Genomic DNA, 15,687 nt, shown 5'->3' with positions numbered 1-15,687 from the left:
TCGGGCGGGGGCCTTGGAGTCACGCACGGCTATTCGGGGGCCCGCCTCCGCGATCTCGACGCAGGTGTTGCCCTCACCGCCGCCCGAGTACGTGGACTTACGCCAGTTCATCAGAGTTCCTTCGTCAGCCGGTGAATGAAGTCCCGGGACTCCGAGGGGTCCAGCGACGACTCCTTCACCGTACGGAAGAGCGTTCGGAGCCGATTCAAGTGGGCTTCCGCATCGATGAACAGGGTCCCCGTCGGAGCGTCAAGGAACCCGGTGTCCAGCTTGGGCACCGGGCCGCCCATGTACATCATCGAAGCATCGGCACCAGCGAAGCCGTCCCGGTCGACCGGGACGACCCGCACGGTTGCGTGACCCCTTTCGATCTCTTCCAAAATGAGTCGAAGCTGAGCCACGGACGTCTGGCGGTCGGCCACGCGGATGCGCAGGGCAAACTCGTGGACCACCGTCTCGTACGGCGTCGGGTCGTCGCCCTCGATCGCCACGCGCCGTCTCATCCGGTGCTCCACGCGGGTAGCCAGCTCAGAAGCTCGCCTGACCGGACCGTCGAGGCCCTCCCTCGAAGGGGAGGGACCGCGGTCATGCCGCCAGGCGGGTGCCGCGGCGCCAGACGGCGCGGGTGTTGAGGGTGTCGCCGATGTTGCTGGTCGGGTCGCCGTCGACCAGCAGGAGGTCGGCGCGCAGGCCCTCGGCGATGCGGCCCCGGTCGCTGAGGCGGAAGCGGCGGGCCGTGGTCGCCGTGGCCGCGCGCAGGGCCCGTACGGGTGTGAGGCCGGCCGCCACCAGGTACTGCAGTTCGTGGTGCAGGCTCGCTCCGTGTGCCAGGCCCCCGAAGAACGTCTCGGGTATGGAGGCATCGGTGCCGGCCAGCACGTCGACACCGGCGGCGTCCAGCGCGCGCACGGTGTCGTACACGTCGTGGAGCTTGCCCTGCGGGTAGCGGTTGAAGCTGGAGCGCAGGGTCCGGTCCCAGCCGGCGTCGAGGCGTGCGGCGACCCGGGGATCGTCGGCGAGTTCGCTGCCGGTGATCCCCATCATCGAGGCGTTGAGAGTGACGCAGGGGATGACGAACATGCCCGAGTCCTTGATCAGGCTGATGATCTCGGCGGTGTGCGGCTGGTCCATGAACACGTGGGTGACGCCGTCGACGCCGGCTTCGGCGGCTGTCCTGGTGGCCTCCAGGGTCAGCGCGTGGGCAACGGTCAGCGCGCCGTACTTCTTTGCTTCGGCGACTCCGGCGCGCACGGTGGCCCGGTCGAGCACGGGCAGCCCGGGGTGTCCCTCCACGCTGCCGTCGTCGATCATGAACTTGATGTAGTCGGAGCCCCGCGCGAGGAGCTGCGGCACGAAAGCGGCGGCCTGTTCGGGTGTGGTGGAGAACGGCATCAGGGGCATCACCGGGGGAAGGTCCCACTTGGGCCGGAACCCCTCGGGCATCAGCTCGCTCGGGTGACCACCGGGCGGAGTGATGGCGAAGCCGGAGGAGCGCACGTCGGCCTGTGTGTCGTCGTCGGTGACGGCTCCCCGGTTCTCCCGGGTGTTCATCCCCTGCATCTCCAGTTCGGTCGTCACCCCGAACCGCAGCGCGAGTGCCAGGGAGCCCGGGGCGGAGTGGACGTGGGCGTCGACGAGTCCCGGCAGCAGGGTGGCGCCGGCGCCGTCGACGATCTCGCTGCCCTCGGGGGCGTCGCCACCGACGCGGGCGATTCTCCCGCCGTCGATGACCACGGTCCGCACGCCGACCGCCTTCTCCCCGTCGAAGATCTGCGCGTTGGTGATCGCGGTGAGTGCCATGGCGGTCCGCCTCATTTCCTGGCTCGTTCCGATTTACATACCCGATGCTATGCATTTACCAAGTGGTATGCAACTGTGTCGGCGGACCCTAGAATCGGCACATGAGCAGCACGTCCTCCTCCCAGCAGCCCCCCGACGACCCGGCGCTGGATCAGATCGGCCCGGCGCTGTCCCGTCTGCGGCGACGCGTACCGGCGTCTGGCAAGGACCTCTCCCGCAACCTCGTGCTCAACGTCATCGCCGACGCTCCGGGCGAGACGACCGTCGGCGGGCTTGCCTCCGAGATGGGCGTCGCGCAGCCGGTGGCCAGCCGGACCGTCGCCGCCTGCATAGCGGACGGTCTGCTGCGGCGGGCGGCATCCCAGTCCGACGGACGCCGCACCGTGCTCGAACTCACCGAGCACGGCGAGGCCGAACGCAACCGCTTCGCCGCCGAACAGCGACAAGCGTTCCTGGAGATCACCGCCGCCTGGTCACCGGAGGAGCGGATCCAGTTCGCCCGGCTCCTGACCCGCTACGGAGCCGACGCCACGGCCTGGTCCAGGAAACAGACCGCAAACCGCGATTGACCGCGCCGGGTTGACCCTCGACCTTGTGCAGGGCCGAGAGTTCAGGGCGTGGAGAACGACATGCGCAGCATTGGCCGGATGGCCCGCGACAGCGGACTGGGTGTGAGCGCCCTGCGGTTCTACGACCGTGCCGGTGTGCTCGTGCCGGCCTGGGTTGATCCGGTGAGCGGGTACCGCTGGTACGAGCCCGGGCAGCTCGAAGAGGCCCGGTTGCTGGCCAGGCTGCGCCGGGCCGGGATGCCGCTGGCGGACATCCGGCTGGTGCTGGCCAGTTGGTCCGGCACGGACACCGATCTGGTCCGGAAACTGCTCACGGCCCACCTTCGCCGCCTCGAACTGGGGCTGTCCGACGCCCGCAGCGAGTTCTCCGCACTCCGAGCCCTACTCGACCAACGGGAGAACCCCATGACGTCGCTCCATGTCGCCACCGTCCGGCTGACCGTCGCCGCACCCGAGCTGGCGGCCGCGCTGGACACCGTCCGTTTCGCTGTGAGCACCGACCCGGAACTGCCCATGCTCGGCGGGATCCTGTTCGACATCGAGGACGAGGACCTCCATCTCGTGGCCACCGACCGGTACCGCCTCGCCGTCGCACGGGCCGGCGTCGACGGGCACGACGGGCACGACGGGAGCCGGGTGCAGGTCATCGTGCCCACCCCGCTCGCCGACGCGATGCGGGCGCTGGCGCACGGCGAAGGTCCGGTGCGGCTCTCCCTCGACGGCGACCGCGTGACCCTGGAGGCCGGGGACAGGCAGACGGCCGGCCAGTGCCTCGAGCACGACTTTCCCGACTACCGTCGTCTCCTCCCCCAGGCCGGTGACCGCCGCGCCCTCGTCGAGGTCGCGGACTTCCGGGAGGCCCTGCAGACGGGCCCTGTTCGCCCCGACGAGACCGGAACGCACGACCTCAGCGTGCTCAGGGTGACGGATGACGGGACGGTGGTCCTCTGCGCCGACGGTGACGACGGTGACGACGGTGACGACGGCGATCAGGACCGTGTCGCGGTCAACCGCGAGTTCCTGCTGGACGCGTTGGCCGCCGGAGGCCGGGACCGGCTGGTTCTGGAGCTCGCATCCGCCACGGCGCCGATCGCGATCCGCCGCCCCGACGACGAGAGCGGCTTCTCGGTCCTGATGCCGGTCCGCCTGGAGGACTGACGCCACGCCACGTGGCCGAGAAGGGCGCCCCTCCCTACCCCGGCGTCACCAGCCGCGCCTCGTACGCGAACACCGCCGCCTGCGTACGGTCCCTGAGGCCCAGCTTCACCAGGATCCGGCTGACGTGGGTCTTGATCGTCGACTCGGCCACCATCAGCCGCTCGGCCATCTCCGAGTTGGACAGGCCCTGCGCGATGAGGATCAGGACCTCCGTCTCGCGGTCGGTGAGGTCGCCATAGGCCGTGTGGGCCGAGGCCATGAGCCTCGGGGACTCGGAGAGTTTGGAGAACTCGGTGATCAGGCGTCTGGTGACCGAGGGTGCGAGGAGCGCCTCGCCGGAGGCCACCACCCTTACCCCCTCGGCTAGTTGACGAGCCGAGGCGTCCTTGAGGAGGAAGCCCGAGGCTCCCGCGCGCAGGGCCTGGTACACGTACTCGTCGAGGTCGAAGGTCGTCAGGACCAGGACCTTCGCCGTGCCGTCGGCCGCGACGATCTCCCTGGTCGCCTCGATGCCGTTCAGCTCGGGCATCCGGATGTCCATCAGGACCACGTCGGGGGCGAGTTCGCGGACCCGGTCTACCGCCTCGCGGCCGTTGACGGCCTCGCCGACCACCTCGATGTCCGGCATCGCGTTCAGGAGGACGGAGAAGCCCTCGCGGACCATCATCTGGTCGTCCGCGACCAGGACCCGGATCGTCATGCCGAACCCCCGTCCTCGAACGGCACCGGCAGCGGCACCGGGAGGAACACCGCGACCTCGTACCCGCCCTCGTCCGTGGCACCCGCCGTCATCTCGCCGTTCAGCATGGAGACCCGCTCCCGCATGCCGGTGATGCCGTGGCCCGCGCCGGGCGAGGGCTTCACCAGCGACAGCTCGGGCCGCGGGCCGTTGACTATGCGCAGGCCCAGGCCGCCGAGGACGTATCCGATCTCGACCCGTGCGCTCGCCCCGGGGGCGTGGCGCAGGGTGTTGCTCAGTGCCTCCTGGACGATCCGGTACGCCGACAGCTCCACGCCCTGCGGGAGCTCGCGCACCGCCCCCGTGACCGCCTTGTCGACGCTCAGGCCCGCCTCCCGCACGTTGCCGAGCAGGGCGTCCAGGTCGGCGAGGGTGGGCTGCGGGGCGTCCGGTGCCTCGTAGTCCTCGGCGCGGACCACTCCGAGGACCCGGCGCAGCTCGGTCAGGGCCGCCACCGCGTTCTCCCGGATCGTGGCGAACGCCTTCTCCAGCTCCGGGGGCGGGTTCTCCACCCGGTAGGGCGCGGCCTCCGCCTGGATGGCGACGACCGACATGTGGTGGGCGACCACATCGTGCAGCTCGCGGGCGATGGTCGTGCGCTCCTCCAGGAGCGTGCGACGGGAGCGCTCGTGCGCGGTCACCGTCTGCTGGGCGGTCACGGTCTCCTGGGCGTCACGGCGTATGTGCCAGACGCTGACGGCGAGCAGGGACAGGGCGGAGACGAACAGCAGCTGCACCGTGTCGGAGCTGTTGTAGTGCCCGCCGCTGAAGGCTCCCTCCCACATCAGGCCGTAGACCCCGGTCAGCAGCCACATCCACGCGGCTGTGCGCGGCCTGGTGCGTATGGCCACCAGCGTGAGCACCATGAGGTGGCAGGCGAAGCTGCCGTCCAGCCAGGGCCACTCGTCCCAGGCGGTGAAAGCCACCGCGTAGGTGGCCGCCGTCGCGCCCATCGAGACCCAGAAGGCCAGGACCGGCCGCACCATGGTCAGCAGTACCGGGGCCAGGGCGAGCACGCCGACGAAGAGACTGGTGACCTCGCCGGTGTCGCTGTTGGCCGAGCCGATGAGCATCGCGAGCAGGCCGGCCGCGGTGATCAGCACGTGCGGTGTCCAGGCCACGTACTCCCGCGCTCGGCCGGGCAACCTGCGGGAGAGCCCCCTGTCGACGCGCATCGGGGGCAGCGGGCGATAGGCGAGGGCATCGCTGATCAGGTCGTGCCGCAGGCCACGCAGGGCGTCCACGGCGGCCCTGAACTCCGGGCTGCGGGGCTGGTACGCGTCGAATTCGCCGCTGTCGCTGTGCGGGGGTGTCATGTATGTCTCGGTCGTCTCGGTCACAGTCAAAAAGGTAGGCGCGGGCGGCGGTCACCGTCGTCACCAGCGAGAGGGGTCCTTCGGCATCCCTCTCAGGTACTACAGGTACCGGAGGGCGGCCGCTCAGTAGCCCGACGGCCGCACCAGCCCCGACTCGTACGCGAAGACCGCCGCCTGCGTACGGTCCCTGAGGCCCAGCTTCACCAGGATGCGGCCCACATGGGTCTTCACCGTCTGCTCGGCCACCACGAGCCGCTCGGCGATCTCCGCGTTCGACAGGCCCTGCGCGATCAGCGCGAGGACCTCCGTCTCCCGCTCGGTCAGCTCGCCGACCCGGCTCTTGAGCGGGGAGCGGGGCCGGTTGTCGAGGCGGGAGAACTCGGCGAGCAGCCGCCGGGTGATGCCGGGCGCGAGCAGCGCGTCCCCGGCCGCCACCACCCGCACGGCCTCGGCGAGCTGCTCCGCGGAGGCGTCCTTCAGCAGGAACCCGGACGCGCCGGCCCGCAGCGCCTCGTAGACGTACTCGTCGAGGTCGAACGTGGTCAGCACCAGGACCCGGATCTCCGGGCGCTCATCCGTGATGCGGCGGGTGGCCTCGATGCCGCCCAGCTCGGGCATGCGGATGTCCATCAGGACGACGTCGGGGGCGAGTTCGTCGACCTTGGCGATCGCGTCCAGTCCGTCGACCGCCTGCCCGATCACCTCGATGCCGGGCTGGGCGCCCAGCAGCACGCTGAAGCCCTGCCGGACCATCTGCTGGTCGTCGGCGATCAGTACGCGGATGCTGCCGCTCGTGCCGCTCGTGCCGCTCGTCATGCGGTGTCGTCCTTCGGTTCGGTGAACTGACCGGGCGCGCCCGGGGGTGCCGTCGGAAGATACGCGGCCACCTCGTAGCCGCCGTCGGGCCGGGGGCCGGCGCGCAGGGTCCCGCCCAGCATCGCGGCCCGCTCCCGCATGCCGAGCAGGCCGTGCCCCGCGCCCGGCGAGGACGGCACACTGCGGGTGGGCCGTGAGTTGACGATCCGCACGTCCACCCCGTGCATGTAGTGGACGAGCGCGACGGAGGCGGTCGCGCCGGGCGCGTGGCGCAGGACGTTGCTCAGCGCCTCCTGCACGATCCGGTACGCCGACAGGTCCACGCCGGGCGGCAGCGGCCGCCGGGCACCTCGCACGTCGACCTCGACGGCCAGTCCGGCCGCCCGGGTGTTCTCCACCAGCGCGTCGAGCCGGTCGAGGGTGGGCTGCGGCGCGTGCGGGGCGGTGCCGGTGGCGAGGTCGGCGGGCTGCTCCGGCGGCTCGGGGTGCTCGGCCCGCAGCACACCCAGGACCCGGCGCAGTTCCGTCAGCGCCTCCAGCGCGTTCTGCCGGATGCCGTCGAGATTCTCCCGGAGCTCCTCGGACGGGTTCTCGACGAGGTGCGGGGCGACCTGCGCCTGGATCGAGATGACGGACATGTGGTGGGCGACCACGTCGTGCAGCTCGCGCGCGATCCGGCTGCGCTCCTCAAGGAGGGTGCGGCGGGCCCGCTCCTCGGCGGTGAGGGTGGTCTGCTCGACCAGTGCCCTGCTGGCCTCGCGACGGCCGCGCAGGGCGGTGCCGAGCACCACCACGACGGCGAACAAGGTGGCCGCGAGTATCCCGGTGGGCTGGAAGTCGGCCGCGCCCAGCACGCCCTCGATCAGATAGGTGAGAAGCAGCGTCACCGCCAGTGCCTCGAGGGCCACACGGGTGGGCACCCGGAGGGCGAGCAGCAGCAGCACGGTCAGGTGAGCGATGAGTCCGGCGGTGGTCCAGGGCCAGGTGAAGCCGTGCGCGCCACCGGCCAGCAGCTGTCGGCGCACCTCGATGGCACCGACCACCATGGTCATCGTGGACAACCCCCACGCCGCGACGGGCCGCCACAGCGCGAAAACGACGGCGGCTCCCTGCGCGAGACCGATCACGAAGGCGAGGGTGAGCCCCACTCCGCCGCTGCCCGGGAGTTCCGCCACGGCGCCGATCGTGACCCCGAAGGCCACCATGCACAGCACCCCGTGCGGCAGCCAGCGCAGCCAGACGGACGGGGGGAGCGGATCGGCCCGGAGCGTCCACAGGTCCTCGCGCAGCACCCGCAGCCAGCGCAGCACCCGGCCCACGACCACCTGCCGGCCCCCCGTCTCCGTCACGCCGACCACCCTAGGCACGACGCGCCTCCTTCGTTGCCACCCGATCGGTACGGCGGTGAACCCGGATCACCCGTGACGGACGTCCCCCGGCCCGGCGCGGTCCCTGTTCCAGTGAGCGGAAGGCCGACCGGCACACCGCCAGGACGAGGACGAACACCGGAAGCCAGGCCAGCCGGGCCGCCACCCAGCTCAGCGAGTCGGGCACGGTGTGCAGGCCGGGGAGCCTGCCCAGGGCGAGGCCGGTGGCCGTGGTGGCCATCAGCGCCGTCTGGTGCCACAGGAAGATCGTCATCGCGGAGAGGTTGACGAACGCCACCGCCGCCCAGGCCGCGGGGCGTCGCATACCGCTGCGCAACCGGTCGCGCAGCAGCAGGGCCAGGCCGCACTGGGCCAGGCCGAAGGTGACCACGGCCAGCGTCGGGGGGTTCAGGTTGGAGACGGAGGCCCCCGGCACGCCGACCATCGACGCCGGATACCCCGCCCAGCCGACGAGCACCGTGGTCGCCACCGCACCACCCCCGAGCAGGACCCATCCCACGCGCCGTCCCTCCAGCTCGCCCCGTGTCCAGGCCGCGCCCAGGGTGTACGGCACCAGCCAGCCGGCCGCCAGGTTCACCCAGCCGAGCCAGTCCGGGCCGCCGAGTCCGAAGCGCACGAGGTCCACATGCAGGACGACGGCCAGCGGCCACAGCGGGTGGAGCCGCCGCAGCAGCGGGGTCGCGGCCGTCAGGGCGCTGAAGACCAGGAGGAACCACATCGGGGACAGGGCGAGTTTGACCAGCGTGCGGACCGTCTCGAACGGGGCGCCCGTCAACAGCAGGGCCGTCGCCGCCACCGTCCACAGGGTGAGGACGGCGGCCACCGGCTTGAACAGCCGCGACAGACGGCTCGTCAGCCACTGGCGGTACGTCGTCCCACGGGCGCGTGCCGAGGTGTAGCCGCGTGTCGCCACACGGCCGCCGACCAGGAAGAACACGGCCAGTGTCTGGAACGCCCAGGAGATCGGGGCCAGCCACGGCATGTGCTGCAGCGGGCTCGCGGTGTGCAGGGTGCCCCCGTCGGCGACCAGGGCGGTCACCAGCCAGTGGCCGAGCACGACGCCGAGGATCGCGAAGGCGCGCAGGGCGTCGACGGCACGGTCCCGCTCGGGGGGTGTCGCCGCGTCGACCCGGTCGGCGGCCCGGCGTATGCCGTCAGCCCCGTGCCGTATGCCGTCTGCGTACTCGCGTATGCCGGAACGTACGCCGCCCCGGGTGTGGTGGGTCTCAGGCACGGGTCACCTCCGCGGTGTCTCCGAGGACGATCCGGGCGAGGTTGCTCAGGGAAACCGAGCCCGGGCTGAAGTAGTCGCTGTGGCCGCCCTTTCCGGCGGCGAAGACGCGGGCGCCGAAGGCCGGGGAGACCGGGTCGGTGCCGAAGCCGACGGTGACGCCGAAGAGGTCGCTCCTGATGTGGGGAACTTCGCCGACCCAGTCGTCCTCGCCCCTGGCCGCCCAGACCCGGGCCGCGGTGTGCAGGGCCGAAGCGGTGTCGGTGCCCGTGCCGGGGCTGCCGACGAGGGCCAGGTCGTCGATGTCCAGGTGGGCGGCGGCCCTGGCACAGACCACCGTGCCGTAGGAGTGGCAGACGAGGGAGACGGTGGTGGTGTCGGCGACGACGCCCTGGAGCCCGCGTATGAACGCGCGCAGGTGGGGAGCCGCTTCGTCGGCCCTGTCGGTGGTCAGGACCGTGGTGCTGACGGTGTCCGGGGTGCGGTAGCCGAGCCAGGCGACCACTGCGGTCCGGGTACCGGGGGGAGCGGTGCCGGTGAGCTGCCGCCGCAGGGACACCGCCGTCGCACGGAAGCGGTCGTAGGTGTCCAGGGAGGTGTCGGAGCCGGGGACCAGGACGGCCACGTGGTCGGCGCGGGCGAGGTCGCCGAAGACCTCCGTCGCCAGCCCCGGGCCCCGGCCGTCGAAGGTGAGCAGGTGACGGGCGGGGGCGGCCAACTCCCGGTCCGCCGTGGCGCGGTGGCTGTCGTCGTGGGCCGCGGCCATGCGGGCGGCCTCGGCGGCGTCGGCGCTGTTGGCCGCGTAGATCTCGTCGAGGTTGGTGGCGGTCGGCTTCGGGAGCGTGGCGGGGAGCGGGGACGGGATCTCGGGGCGGGCGGCCGCGGAGAGAGGGACCACCACCGCGGCGGTGATGAGGGTGGCGAGGAAGGCCCGGCGCCACCGATGGGAGCGCCGACCGTCCCCCCGTTCCTGCCGTGCGGCTCCCCGGCGCTCGCCCCCGCCCCTCCAACTGATCCCCACGGTCCCCGTCCCTTCCCGTCCCGACAAGTCCGGCCATCGGCCTTGTCTGGATGGGAAGTTACGGAGTCACGGCAGTCGTCCGCGTCACGCCAGGGAGCTCTTCTCAGCCGTAGCTCTCAGGTATTACGGGTATCACCGGGAGAGGGGCGAGGAAGCGGGAGCGGGAGCGGGCGGACAGGCGCCGAAGCCACCGTCACCACGCCAACTGCGCGATCTCCTCCGCCACCACCGCGCACGCGTCCGCCGCCGGGTCGATCAACGGGAAGTGGCCGACGTCCTCCAGCAGCGTCAGGCCCACCACCTCGCCCGCCTTGGCCGCCGCGTCCGCGTACGCCTCGGCGACCGCCTGCGGGACGACCGTGTCGCTGCGGCCCTGGACGAGGGTGGTCGCGATGCCGGTGGGCAGCAGCAGCGCGGGGTCGGCGTACGGCACGCGCGCGGTGAACTCCTCCTCGCCGCCCAGGAGTTGACGGCACGCCCCGCCGCACACGTCCAGCTTGTCGGCGACCGTGAAGTCGGCGATCGGGGCGAGGGCGACGACCCCGCGCAGGGGCGCCGGCCGGTCGATGCGCCACGCGGCGTCGGCCGGCAGGAGGTGCCGGGCCGCGGCCCACAGCGCGAGGTGGCCGCCCGCGGAGTGACCCGTGACCACCATGCGGCGCGGATCGGCCTGCGGGAGGAACTCCCGCACGAACCCGGGAAGCGCGTCCATCGCGGCGGCCACGTCGTCGAAGGTCTCGGGCCAGCGCCCGGCCACCGGGCCGACGCCACCGGAGCCGCCCCCGGCCACATGGCCGACGTCACCCGCCCCGCCCCCGGCCGCACCACCCTGCGCCGGAAGGGAGACCCCGCCCCGCCGGTACTCCACATTGGCCACCGCGAACCCCCGCCGGGCCAGGAAGTCCGCGAACGGCGTCACATGCCGCCGGTCGTACGGCGCCCGCCACGCCCCGCCGTGCAGGACGACCACCAGTGGCGCGAGACCGCCGCCCGGGGACATCGCCACGCGCGGGGCGTAGAAGTCGATCACCTGGTCGGGGTCGCCGCCGTACGCCGCGGTGGCGTCGGGGTCGACCGCCGGGTGCGCGAAGGCCGACTCCTCCTCGGCCACGGCACGGGCTTCGGCCACGGCACGGGCTTCTGCGGCGTCGTCCGGCATGCTCCAACCTCTCAGCGCTGAAACGGATCTGACGGACCGTGAAGCATCCTGGAGGAGAATCCGGCCGTTGGCCGGGACGCTATCAGGCCGATGACGTGCCCGGACGCGGCGGTGGCGGCGACGAAGGCCGGGGTGTACGTCACCCCGGCCCGACACCACGACACACCTGTCAGCGGACGGGCGTCTCACCCAGCACCCGAGCCAGCGCCTGCGCCGCCCGCTCCACCTCCGCGAACCCGACGTACAACGGCGTGAAGCCGAACCGCAGCACGTCCGGGTGCCGGAAGTCGCCCACCACACCCCGCTCGACGAGCCGCTTCATCACCTCTCCGGCGTCCTCGCAGCGCAGCGCGACCTGGCTGCCCCGCTCCCCGTGGGCCAGGGGCGTCACGCACTCGACGCGGCCCTCGTCGACGTACGACGAGACGCACTCCAGGAAGAAGTCCGTCAGGGCGAGGGACTTGGCGCGCACCGCCTCGACCGAGACCCCGTCCCAGACCTCGAGGGCCGCCTCCAGGGCGAGCATGGAGAGGATGTCGGGCGTGCCGACACGGCCCCGCAGCGCGCCCGGCGCGGGTTCGTACGACGGCCGCATCCCGAAGGGCTCCACATGGGAGTTCCAGCCGGGCAGCGGGGAGTCGAAGCGGTCCTGGTGCTCGCGGCGCACATAGAGGTACGCCGGTGAACCGGGGCCGCCGTTCAGGTACTTGTAAGTGCAGCCGACCGCGAGGTCGACGCCGTGCGCGTCGAGACCGACCGGCAGGGCGCCCGCACTGTGGCACAGGTCCCAGACGGCGATCGCGCCCGCCGCGTGCACGGCGGCCGTGAGACCGGGCAGGTCGTGCAGGCGCCCGGTGCGGTAGTCGACGTGGTTGAGCAGCACGGCCGCCGTACGGCCGCTCAGTACGCCCGGCACCTCCGCCGGGGGCACCGCCCGCAGGGCGCAGCCCGTCATCCGGGCCGCGGACTCGGCGATGTACCCGTCCGTGGGGAAGGTGGTCGCGTCGACGACCACCTCGTCACGACCGGCGTCCGGACCACCCGAGAGCCGTACCGCACCCACAAGTGCCTTGAAGACGTTGACACTTGTCGAGTCGCCGACCACGATCTGCCCGGCCGCCGCCCCGACCAGCGGAGCGATCCGGTCACCGATCCGCTCGGGCGCGGTCCACCAGCCGCTCTCGTCCCAGGACCGGATCCGCAAGGACCCCCACTGGCGGCGTACGACATCCTCGACGCGCCCCGGGACGGCGGCCGGGAGCGCGCCCAGCGAGTTCCCGTCCAGATACACCACGTCGTCGAGGACGAACTGCGAGCGCAGGCCCGCCAGTTCGTCACCGGCGTCCAATTCCCGTGCCTTAAAAGCGAGTTCAGACATGGGACCGCGCCGTCCACAGCTCGGGGAACACGTTCTTCTGCGCACGCTTCTCCAGCCAGGCCACCCCGGCGGAGCCGCCCGTGCCGGCCTTGGATCCCATCGCGCGGCGGGTGGCGACCAGATGGTCGTTGCGCCAGCGCCACACCAGCTCGGCGACATCCGTCAACGCCTCGCCCAGACGGGCGAGTTCGTCGTTCTCGGGGCCGGAGTAGAGGGCCGTCCAGGCGGCCTCGACCTCCTCCGACGGCTCGTACCGGCGCGAGACGTCCCGGTCCAGGACCGCGGAGGGGATCGCGTGCCCGCGCCGCGCGAGCAGCCGCAGCACCTCGTCGTACAGGCTCGGCTCGTGCAGCGCCTTCTCCAGCTCGGCGTGGACGCGGGGCGCGCCCCGGTGCGGGACGAGCATGGACGCGGACTTGTCGCCGAGCAGGAACTCCATGCGGCGGTACATCGCCGACTGGAAGCCGGAGCCCTCGCCGAGCGCCGAGCGGTAGGAGTTGAACTGCGCGGGCGTCAGCTGGCCGAGCGGCTTCCAGGAGGCGTTCAGCGCCTCCAGCTCCCGTACGGAACGCTTCAGCGCGGCGACGGCCGTGGGCACGTCGTCGGAGCGCAGCGCACCCGCCGCGGTCTCCCACTCGTGCACGATGACGGTGAACCACAGCTCCATGACCTGGGTCGTGACCAGGAAGACCATTTCTCCGGGATCGTCGGAGAGGGTGTGCTGGAGGTGGGTGAGCACGTCCGCCTTGACGTAGTCCTCGTACGGCGTCGTGCCTTGGAAGTCGAGATGCGGGGTCTCCGGCTCCTGCGATTCCTGAGCCTCATGGGACGACATCGCTGTCTCCTGTTGTACTCCGGGTAGCGGTCCGCCCTGCCGTTACCGACACGGGGCCCCGGTCCCCGCCGGGCATCCTCTTCCATGCTCCCCGGAAATGGCAAGGCCCGCCTGGTCACACAGGCGGGCCCGGAAAACGGTGACGGATCAGCCCGGCGTCATCAGCCCAGCCTCACCAGCCCGGCGTCATCAGCCCAGCGTCTCGGCCGCCGTGAGCGAGGAGTCCTTCAGGAACTGCGTGCAGCGCTCGTACTCGTCCTGCTCGCCGATGGCGCCCGCGGCACGGGCGAGGCCGTGCAGGGCGCGCAGGAAGCCGCGGTTCGGCTCGTGCTCCCACGGGACCGGCCCGTGGCCCTTCCAGCCGCTGCGGCGCAGGGAGTCCAGGCCGCGGTGGTAGCCCGTACGGGCATAGGCGTACGACTCCACGACGCTGCCCCGCTCGAACGCCTCGTCGGCGAGCTGCGCCCAGGCCAGCGAGGAGGTCGGGTACTTCGCGGCGACGTCCGCGGGGGCGGTGCCGTTCGCCAGGAGCTCACGGGGCTCCGGGTCGTCGGGGAGGTGGGTCGGGGGCGGGCCCCCGAGAAGGTTCTCGTGAATGGACATGGGTCCAGTGTCCCTCGCCGGGACGGCTTGCCGACACGGGTCCGTGGGGTCCGGTCGCGCCCACGCGGCGGAGCCGCCCCCGAACTACGCGACCAGCCACAACGCACGCAACCGCACGCGCACCCGCACGCGCACCCGCACTACGCCAGCCGCCCCCGAGCCCGCTCCCCCTCCAGCGGCGGCGCCATGACCGCCCCATGCGTACGGCACTCCGGCCTCCGGCACCCCGGCGGCAGCGAGCGTACGGACGCGAAGGCCACGACAGACCCCACCACCAGCACCCCCGCACACACCGTCATCGCCCGCCCGAACGCACTGTCGAAAGCCGTAGGCGACCGGTAGGCCTCCTCCCCCATCCCCGTGACCAGCGGCAGCGCGGCCACCGCGATCAGGCCCGCCGCCCGGGCGGCCGCGTTGTTGATCCCGCTGGCGAGGCCGGCCCGCGCGGTGTCCACCGAGGCCAGCACGGTCGCCGTCAGCGGGGCGACCAGCGTGACCATGCCGGCGCCGAGGACCAGGAGGGCCGGGACCACGTCCAGGAGGTACGACGCCCCCGGCCCGACCCGCAGCATCAGCAGCATCCCCGCCGCGCACAGCAGCGGCCCCACGGTGAGCGGGATGCGCGGCCCGATACGGGCGGCGAGGGCGCCCGAGCGGGCGGAGAACAGCAGCATCAGGGCGGTCGTCGGCAGTAGGGCCGTACCGGCCTGGAGGGCCGAGTAACCGACCACCACCTGGAGCTGAACGGCGCCCAGGAAGAAGAACCCGCCGAAGGCCCCGTACACGCACAGGGTCACCAGGTTGACCGCGGTGAACTGCCGGGACGCGAAGATCCCGAGCGGCATCATCGGATCGGGCCGCCGCTTCTCCACGGCGACGAAGGCCACCCCGGCGGCCACGCCCGCGACCGCCGAGACGGCGACCAGCGGGGAGCCGGAGCGCGCCTCGATCAGCGCGTACGTCACCAGCGCGAGCGCCAGCGCGCCCAGGACCGCGCCGAGTACGTCGAAGCGCCCGTGGTCGGACCGACCTCCCCCACTCTCGGCTCCGCTCGAGCGGGAGGTGCCCCCATCCGACTCGGGAACATGCCGTACGGCGATCGGCGCGCACACCAGCGCCAGCGGGACGTTGAGCAGGAACACCCAGCGCCAGCCCGGCCCGTCCACCAGCCAGCCGCCCACGAAGGGGCCGACGGCCGCCCCGACACCGCCGAACCCGGACCACAGGCCCACGGCGCGGCCCCGGTCGTCGGGGTGGAAGGAGGCCTGGATCAGGGCCAGGGACCCGGGGGTGAGCAGGGCGCCCCCCACCCCCTGCAGGGCCCGGGCGGCGACGAGGACACCGGCGTTCGGGGCGAGGCCGCACAGCAGGGAGGCGGCCGCGAACCACACGACACCCACCACGAATACCCTGCGGCGGCCGTACCGGTCCCCGAGGGAGCCGCCGAGCAGGATCAGCCCGGCCAGCGTCAGCATGTACGCGTTGACCGTCCACTGCAGGGCGGCGAGGTCGGCGTCCAGGTCACGGCCGATGCGCGGCAGGGCGACGTTGACGACGGTCGAGTCCAGCAGCACCATGCTGGAGCCGAGGACAGTGGTGAGCAGGATCCACTTGCCTTGCGGCGTGGCCAGCCGGACGTCGGACATGCCCCAGGTATACAGCGAGCCCGGCGCC

Annotated in this window: 15 protein-coding genes and 1 pseudogene; 2 read left to right on the top strand and 14 right to left on the bottom strand. The window is 72.2% G+C overall.

Annotated elements, in window-relative coordinates; genetic code table 11:
- From ACFVYN_RS13860 to ACFVYN_RS13850, 3 genes and pseudogenes are all read right to left on the bottom strand, one after another.
- A partial coding sequence (locus tag ACFVYN_RS13860; RefSeq protein WP_389997320.1) for a DUF397 domain-containing protein occupies positions 1-111 on the bottom strand: 111 nt, incomplete at its 3' end.
- Positions 111-533, bottom strand: a pseudogene (locus tag ACFVYN_RS13855) (Scr1 family TA system antitoxin-like transcriptional regulator); the annotation flags it as partial. The pseudogene ACFVYN_RS13855 and the gene ACFVYN_RS13860, both read right to left, overlap by 1 nt.
- Positions 534-585: 52 nt before the next feature.
- Complete coding sequence (locus ACFVYN_RS13850; protein WP_389997158.1) at positions 586-1,800, bottom strand: amidohydrolase family protein; 1,215 nt, start codon at positions 1,798-1,800, stop codon at positions 586-588.
- 101 nt (positions 1,801-1,901) lie between these two features.
- Here ACFVYN_RS13850 and ACFVYN_RS13845 point away from each other — a divergent pair, with 101 nt between their 5' ends.
- Both ACFVYN_RS13845 and ACFVYN_RS13840 read left to right on the top strand, forming a co-directional pair.
- Positions 1,902-2,369 carry a MarR family winged helix-turn-helix transcriptional regulator gene (locus ACFVYN_RS13845; RefSeq protein ID WP_389997155.1) on the top strand — a complete coding sequence of 156 codons (468 nt, stop codon included), beginning with the start codon at positions 1,902-1,904 and terminating at the stop codon, positions 2,367-2,369.
- Between the two features lie 60 nt (positions 2,370-2,429).
- Complete coding sequence (locus ACFVYN_RS13840) at positions 2,430-3,527, top strand: MerR family transcriptional regulator (RefSeq protein ID WP_389997152.1); 1,098 nt, start codon at positions 2,430-2,432, stop codon at positions 3,525-3,527.
- A 34-nt stretch (positions 3,528-3,561) separates the two neighbouring features.
- Here the strand turns inward: ACFVYN_RS13840 and ACFVYN_RS13835 are convergent, their stop codons facing one another.
- The 11 genes from ACFVYN_RS13835 to ACFVYN_RS13785 all read right to left on the bottom strand — a co-directional run bounded on the left by ACFVYN_RS13835 (position 3,562) and on the right by ACFVYN_RS13785 (position 15,659).
- A complete protein-coding gene (locus ACFVYN_RS13835) occupies positions 3,562-4,227 on the bottom strand; it encodes a response regulator (protein WP_389997149.1) in 666 nt (221 codons plus the stop codon).
- Positions 4,224-5,606 carry a sensor histidine kinase gene (locus tag ACFVYN_RS13830; protein ID WP_389997146.1) on the bottom strand — a complete coding sequence of 461 codons (1,383 nt, stop codon included), beginning with the start codon at positions 5,604-5,606 and terminating at the stop codon, positions 4,224-4,226. Before ACFVYN_RS13830 ends, ACFVYN_RS13835 begins: the two co-directional genes overlap by 4 nt.
- Positions 5,607-5,705: 99 nt before the next feature.
- The gene (locus ACFVYN_RS13825; RefSeq protein WP_389997143.1) at positions 5,706-6,398 is read right to left on the bottom strand and encodes a response regulator; all 693 of its coding nucleotides are present in this window, start codon (positions 6,396-6,398) and stop codon (positions 5,706-5,708) included.
- Positions 6,395-7,747, bottom strand: coding sequence for a sensor histidine kinase (locus tag ACFVYN_RS13820; RefSeq protein ID WP_389997140.1), 1,353 nt, complete (start codon positions 7,745-7,747; stop codon positions 6,395-6,397). The genes ACFVYN_RS13825 and ACFVYN_RS13820 overlap by 4 nt, the downstream gene beginning before the upstream one ends.
- A 10-nt stretch (positions 7,748-7,757) precedes the next feature.
- Positions 7,758-8,978, bottom strand: a complete 1,221-nt coding sequence (locus tag ACFVYN_RS13815) for an acyltransferase (protein ID WP_389997317.1) — start codon at positions 8,976-8,978, stop codon at positions 7,758-7,760.
- 34 nt (positions 8,979-9,012) lie between these two features.
- The gene (locus tag ACFVYN_RS13810; RefSeq protein WP_389997315.1) at positions 9,013-10,032 is read right to left on the bottom strand and encodes an alpha/beta hydrolase; all 1,020 of its coding nucleotides are present in this window, start codon (positions 10,030-10,032) and stop codon (positions 9,013-9,015) included.
- 199 nt (positions 10,033-10,231) lie between these two features.
- The gene (locus ACFVYN_RS13805) at positions 10,232-11,197 is read right to left on the bottom strand and encodes an alpha/beta hydrolase (RefSeq protein WP_389997137.1); all 966 of its coding nucleotides are present in this window, start codon (positions 11,195-11,197) and stop codon (positions 10,232-10,234) included.
- A 169-nt stretch (positions 11,198-11,366) separates the two neighbouring features.
- Positions 11,367-12,575: a kynureninase gene (gene kynU, locus ACFVYN_RS13800; protein ID WP_389997134.1), complete on the bottom strand. Its 1,209-nt coding sequence runs from the start codon at positions 12,573-12,575 to the stop codon at positions 11,367-11,369.
- Positions 12,568-13,410 carry a tryptophan 2,3-dioxygenase family protein gene (locus tag ACFVYN_RS13795; RefSeq protein ID WP_389997131.1) on the bottom strand — a complete coding sequence of 281 codons (843 nt, stop codon included), beginning with the start codon at positions 13,408-13,410 and terminating at the stop codon, positions 12,568-12,570. Before ACFVYN_RS13795 ends, kynU begins: the two co-directional genes overlap by 8 nt.
- 189 nt (positions 13,411-13,599) lie before the next feature.
- A complete protein-coding gene (locus ACFVYN_RS13790; RefSeq protein ID WP_389997129.1) occupies positions 13,600-14,013 on the bottom strand; it encodes a DUF3151 domain-containing protein in 414 nt (137 codons plus the stop codon).
- 140 nt (positions 14,014-14,153) lie between these two features.
- Positions 14,154-15,659 carry an MFS transporter gene (locus ACFVYN_RS13785; protein ID WP_389997126.1) on the bottom strand — a complete coding sequence of 502 codons (1,506 nt, stop codon included), beginning with the start codon at positions 15,657-15,659 and terminating at the stop codon, positions 14,154-14,156.
- Positions 15,660-15,687: the final 28 nt, after the last annotated feature.

The organism is Streptomyces sp. NPDC058307, from assembly GCF_042880295.1.
Lineage (GTDB): Bacteria > Actinomycetota > Actinomycetes > Streptomycetales > Streptomycetaceae > Streptomyces.
Note: the sequence above shows the minus strand (reverse complement) of the source record. Positions and strands in the feature narration are given on the sequence as shown.

What these genes read in the sequence shown, in the direction of transcription:
- ACFVYN_RS13850 (WP_389997158.1), bottom strand. Translation starts at nt 1,800, where the DNA reads ATGGCACTCACCGCGATCACCAACGCGCAGATCTTCGACGGGGAGAAG.
- ACFVYN_RS13845 (WP_389997155.1), top strand. Translation starts at nt 1,902, where the DNA reads ATGAGCAGCACGTCCTCCTCCCAGCAGCCCCCCGACGACCCGGCGCTG.
- ACFVYN_RS13840 (WP_389997152.1), top strand. Translation starts at nt 2,430, where the DNA reads ATGCGCAGCATTGGCCGGATGGCCCGCGACAGCGGACTGGGTGTGAGC.
- ACFVYN_RS13835 (WP_389997149.1), bottom strand. Translation starts at nt 4,227, where the DNA reads ATGACGATCCGGGTCCTGGTCGCGGACGACCAGATGATGGTCCGCGAG.
- ACFVYN_RS13825 (WP_389997143.1), bottom strand. Translation starts at nt 6,398, where the DNA reads ATGACGAGCGGCACGAGCGGCACGAGCGGCAGCATCCGCGTACTGATC.
- ACFVYN_RS13805 (WP_389997137.1), bottom strand. Translation starts at nt 11,197, where the DNA reads ATGCCGGACGACGCCGCAGAAGCCCGTGCCGTGGCCGAAGCCCGTGCC.
- kynU (WP_389997134.1), bottom strand. Translation starts at nt 12,575, where the DNA reads ATGTCTGAACTCGCTTTTAAGGCACGGGAATTGGACGCCGGTGACGAA.
- ACFVYN_RS13795 (WP_389997131.1), bottom strand. Translation starts at nt 13,410, where the DNA reads ATGTCGTCCCATGAGGCTCAGGAATCGCAGGAGCCGGAGACCCCGCAT.
- ACFVYN_RS13790 (WP_389997129.1), bottom strand. Translation starts at nt 14,013, where the DNA reads ATGTCCATTCACGAGAACCTTCTCGGGGGCCCGCCCCCGACCCACCTC.
- ACFVYN_RS13785 (WP_389997126.1), bottom strand. Translation starts at nt 15,659, where the DNA reads ATGTCCGACGTCCGGCTGGCCACGCCGCAAGGCAAGTGGATCCTGCTC.